The sequence below is a fragment of the Shewanella sp. KT0246 genome (assembly GCF_019654955.1).
Taxonomy (GTDB): domain Bacteria; phylum Pseudomonadota; class Gammaproteobacteria; order Enterobacterales; family Shewanellaceae; genus Shewanella; species Shewanella goraebulensis.
In genome coordinates, this window is sequence record NZ_BPEV01000081.1 from 1 (window position 1) to 4728 (window position 4728).

At 33.8% G+C, this 4728-nt stretch carries 5 protein-coding genes; 1 reads left to right on the forward strand and 4 read right to left on the reverse strand.

What is annotated here, in order from left to right; genetic code table 11:
- Nucleotides 1-216: 216 nt before the first annotated feature.
- Both K5Q58_RS20425 and K5Q58_RS20430 read right to left on the reverse strand, forming a co-directional pair.
- Nucleotides 217-867, reverse strand: coding sequence for an ABC transporter ATP-binding protein (locus tag K5Q58_RS20425; protein ID WP_220755694.1), 651 nt, complete (start codon nt 865-867; stop codon nt 217-219).
- A 33-nt stretch (nt 868-900) separates the two neighbouring features.
- Nucleotides 901-2046: a glycosyltransferase family 4 protein gene (locus K5Q58_RS20430; RefSeq protein ID WP_220755695.1), complete on the reverse strand. Its 1146-nt coding sequence runs from the start codon at nt 2044-2046 to the stop codon at nt 901-903.
- A 33-nt stretch (nt 2047-2079) separates the two neighbouring features.
- Here K5Q58_RS20430 and K5Q58_RS20435 point away from each other — a divergent pair, with 33 nt between their 5' ends.
- The gene (locus K5Q58_RS20435) at nt 2080-3201 is read left to right on the forward strand and encodes a CDP-glycerol glycerophosphotransferase family protein (RefSeq protein WP_259651413.1); all 1122 of its coding nucleotides are present in this window, start codon (nt 2080-2082) and stop codon (nt 3199-3201) included.
- 10 nt (nt 3202-3211) lie between these two features.
- Here K5Q58_RS20435 and K5Q58_RS20440 read toward each other — a convergent pair whose 3' ends face one another.
- Together K5Q58_RS20440 and tagD are read right to left on the reverse strand one after the other, a co-directional pair.
- Nucleotides 3212-4294: a CDP-glycerol glycerophosphotransferase family protein gene (locus tag K5Q58_RS20440; RefSeq protein ID WP_220755697.1), complete on the reverse strand. Its 1083-nt coding sequence runs from the start codon at nt 4292-4294 to the stop codon at nt 3212-3214.
- Nucleotides 4295-4320: 26 nt separating this feature from the next.
- Nucleotides 4321-4716 carry a glycerol-3-phosphate cytidylyltransferase gene (gene tagD / locus K5Q58_RS20445; protein WP_220755698.1) on the reverse strand — a complete coding sequence of 132 codons (396 nt, stop codon included), beginning with the start codon at nt 4714-4716 and terminating at the stop codon, nt 4321-4323.
- Nucleotides 4717-4728: the final 12 nt, after the last annotated feature.

Genomic DNA, 4728 nt, shown 5'->3' on the forward strand with positions numbered 1-4728 from the left:
TATTTTTAACTTGATAATATATGACTTAGTTGGGTAGTTGGGTAGTTGGGTAGTTGGGTAGTTGGGTAGTTGGGTAGTTGGGTAGTTGGGTAGTTGGGTAGTTGGGTAGTTGGGTAGTTGGGTAGTTGGGTAGTTTACTAAATCAGATGAACAGCTACATTACTATTGATTAAGCCATTAAATCACTCAAAGCAATACTGGACAATGACATTAGTTTTATAGCGACTCATATACCTCTAGAGCTTCATTCAAATTGTCATAAAACTTCAATTTACCATTATTTAATATAATTGCGCTGTCACAGAATTCCTTTATTTCTTTCATATCATGGCTGACCATAATAACGTTTGCTGACTGACTTCTTTTAAGCAATGCTGCTTTCGCTTTTTTACGAAATTTTTGGTCACCAACTGATGTTGCTTCATCAATAAGGTAAATATCAAAATCAATAGCAATACAGCAGCCAAACGCTAACCTTGATCTCATGCCACTGGAATAGTTTTTAACGGGCAAATCATACTTAATGCCTAATGCAGCGAATTTTTTTACCTTCTCTTCATAATCTGATAGGTCCCCGACCCCATTAACTCGGCCAATAAAACGAGTATTCTCTCGACCTGTCATTTCTTTATGTATGCCCGTAGCCAGTGCAACCGGCCATGACAACTTTTGATCTGTTATCACTTTGCCTGAGTTCGGGTATTCGCTACCTGCTAGTATTCTAAATAATGTTGACTTACCTGCACCATTAGCGCCCAACAAAGCAATATTATGACCCGTTGGAATAGTAAAATTTATGTCTTTAAAGACATATTGATTTCCTAGGTCTGAAGGATAATACTTAGTTAACTTTTCAAGCTTTATCATTTAGTTTTTCCAACATGGTGCTAATTACATAATTCATTTTAAGGTAATATTATCGATCAAATTTAAATAATGCTTAGAAATTTTCAAATGACAAAACTCAGTTTCAGCTTTTTTTCTACCCAGCAACCCCATATCAATTCTTCGTTGATGACCTGCTTCAACAATTGAAACCATAGCGTTTACTAATTCAACCTGACTTTTAGGAGTCACCAAGATTCCATTAACGCCGTCATCTACGGCATCTCTGCAACCAACATTATGGGTCGTAATTATGGGTTTCCCCATAGAACAAGCTTCAATAAGGCATTGAGGTAAACCTTCCCGATAGAATGAAGGTAAAACAACACAGTCTTGCTCTTTTACAATCGAAAAGACATCATCAGTTTCGCCTAAATAGTTTACAACTGAACTAGCATCCCATTCCATTAACTGTTCATAAGTAATTCTTTGAGGGTTTTGCTCATCTACAAAGCCTAACAATGAAAATTCGAAAGTCATTGCTGGTTTTGTTAATACATTTTTATGTTCATAATGTTCTGACACTTTTTTTGCCGCTTCAACAAAGTCAATCACCCCTTTATTCTTCAGCATACGCGCAACAAGTATAAAACGAACACAATTATCATCAATGGAATGATGCACAGGAAAAGACGCTAAGTCTAAACCAATACCGTGTACTCTTGAACACTTAGCAGGACTAACCAATCTATTAGCAAGATAAATTTCTTTATCTTCATTATTTTGAAAAACTACATGATGTGCAAGTGGTTGGGTTAGCTTTAAAAGCACTTTGCCCAGTTTAGATTTCATGCCTTTTTCAGTAAAAATTGACCCCAAGCCTGCCACACTATTAATAACCTTTACACCTAAAGTTCGTGAGACAAGTGTCGAGTAGATGTTCATTTTTGGGGTGAAGTTTAATACCACATCAGGTTTTATTTGAGAAATATGCTTGTAAAGAGAATAAAGCGTTGAAACTTCGCTCGAAACTCGTGTTCCTGAGCGGTGAACTACAACAGAGCTATAATTGCAGCCTAAATCTTCAAGTTGAGATGAATATTTATCTAGAGGAGCTAAAACATATACTTTGTGTCCTGCTTTTATGAACTCTATAATACTGGCTTTGAAGAAATTATGTATAAACCATGAAGTGTTTGAGGTTATTATGATTTTTTTCATTATTATTTAGTACTAACTTATTTTGGGGCGGCAGTGTCTTTATACAAAAACAATAAGATCAGATTGATATTTCAAATATCTAGACAGTTGGTTTTATATCCCATCAATTTGTTGTGTTCGTTCCTTCCTTCTTCATCCAAAATCTGGGTTTTTGGTCATGTGCACGGATATACGGACAATTCAAAAATTCTTTTTGAATACATGCAAGAAAATCATCCAGAAATAACAACAATATGGCTAACGCAAGAGGATGAAGTCGTTGATAATTTACATTGTCAAAGATTTTACTATAAATACAGTTTTAAAGGTATTTATTATAGCCTTTTTGCACGAAAGTTTATTTATGCTACTGGTTCAACAGACATATCGGCACTAGTACCTAAATACGGTAGAGAATCTTACCAACTATGGCATGGCTGGCCAATCAAAAAGCTTGGTTTAATGTCGCCAGAGACTTACCCATCTGCTAATAATGCCATCAGAAGCATTGTATCCAGATTGTTAGTTTACAGGTTCAATCAATACAAAATAATTTTTTGTCACGATAAAATAACTCAAGAAATTTTATCAAAAGCATTTTCAATACCAACTGAAAAATGTGTCATTACTGGTTGGCCAAGATTTGATCGCAATCGTGTCTCTTCCCTTCAAAGTAACAGTTGCTTATCAGAAAAAAAGCTTATCCTTTTCGCCCCCACCTGGCATTCAGATGACAGCACTCAAAAAAATATTGATGAATTGACAGGCGCAACATTCAGCTCTTTTTTACAAAGTAATAACTATCAATTGGTAATTAAACTCCACCCATTGGAAAGAGGTATTAAATGTATTAGCTCGCCCAATGTTAGGTTTTTGAAAGAATCAGAAACTATTGAGAGTCATTTGCGTTCTTCAGCAATTTTCATTAGTGACTTTTCCAGTTTGTTAGTTGACGCATCAATAAATAAAGATGTGTACCTATTTGGCAAAAAACTGGAAGAGTATAAGCTTAATAGAGGCATTAATGAGCAATACCTAACAATTTACAATAATTACTTTAATTTTAATGCTAACCAATTAATTTCAGCAATTAATAATAACAAGTGTATTCATTTTCCTGTTTCACTTAAGGATGACACTTGCTTAAACATAATCGAGTTAATTAAGCGTACATAATTTAATAAAATTAAAACTGCAAATTGATTTTATCTTCGATAGTCGCAATAGTTCTATAAGCATTTGAATGCTGATGATATCGCTTATATTGTACATCATAAAATTCTGAATCAGTTTCATCAAGAGGGAATTTTAATGCTTCTAAAACTTGGCTAAAATTATTAATTACCTTTGAAGGTACTGAAGATGAAAAATCATGAATAAACCCATGGTTCATTTCATAATTTTCTAAATCAGTGCAGTAAATGATTACGGGACGTTTTAAGATTAAAAAGTCTACCCAAATACTGGAATAGTCTGTAATTACCGTATCAATACTTCTCAGTAAAATATTCTGATTTTTAATATCACTCACATTTATGATATTACGGTGCAAATAAAATAAATTATTACTACAAGAAGAAAATTTGTGATATCTCACTAAAAGTAAACTATTCGTATCTTCTAGATAACGATGAAGAAGTGTCTCTTCAACGTCAGTCAACTTTAACGGGTCATTAAAGTCATGACTATTGCCTCTGTAGGTTGGGGCCCACAATAACACTTTCGAATAACCTTCAACCATCTGTTTGATCTGATGATGTTCGTGGTAGATATCAATTGGCTTTAATTCAGTTTCATTTACAGTTAAATAAATATTTCTAGGTAAGCCAGTCGATACCATTTTCTCATGACCAACGTTAAAACAATTCTGCATTTGGATTGAATCAAACTTAGAGTTTGAAATGAGCAGATCGGTAATGGTTGATTGATAATCCAAGAATTGTTGCGTAAAACGGTTTTTAAGTAAACAGCGGATTTTCTTTATCGGACTACCGTGCCATACATTGATGCAGTAATGTTTATTTGCGACCAGGCCAAGTGGTAAACTATGATCAAAGATAATCACCCTGGCTCGATATATGTTATAAAAACACTTTAAACTTCTGTAGGGGTTAGTCGCTGAAACATTATTTCCATCAACAACAATGACATTAAATTTGTCTTTTAAAGACGCATATATAACTTGTTGATTTGGGTCCCAAGTAGTTCTAGCTGTGATAAAAAAACAAACTTTGTTTTTCTTAGGAAGGATCAAATCAACAAGATTCAATACCTTCCTTAAAAAGGATTTATACATTAACTAAACTTACTAATGATTTCATTTTTTCTATCCGTGGTTGATACACCTTCTGTTCTTGGTAAATAAACCACTTCGCAGTATTCTTTTAAGAAATCAAATTTTCCTTCCCAATCGTCTCCGATTACAAAAACATCAATATTATTTTCAACAACATCTTTGATTTTTTGATCCCAATTTTTCTCTGCTATAACTTCATCTACGTACTTTATGCTACCTACTATCTCAGCTCTTTCATAATATGGCTGTGCACAAACTTTACTTTTAGATTCAAGGTTGAACTCATCAGTAGAAATCGCAACTGTCAGGTGGTTACCTAAAGCTTTAGAGCGCCTCAGTAAATTTAAGTGGCCTATATGAAATAAATCAAAAGTACCATATGTTAAAATTTTCATTTAATATCCTAT

Coding starts and splice junctions, on each gene's coding strand:
- K5Q58_RS20425 (WP_220755694.1), bottom strand. CDS start 867: ATGATAAAGCTTGAAAAGTTAACTAAGTATTATCCTTCAGACCTAGGA.
- K5Q58_RS20430 (WP_220755695.1), bottom strand. CDS start 2,046: ATGAAAAAAATCATAATAACCTCAAACACTTCATGGTTTATACATAAT.
- tagD (WP_220755698.1), bottom strand. CDS start 4,716: ATGAAAATTTTAACATATGGTACTTTTGATTTATTTCATATAGGCCAC.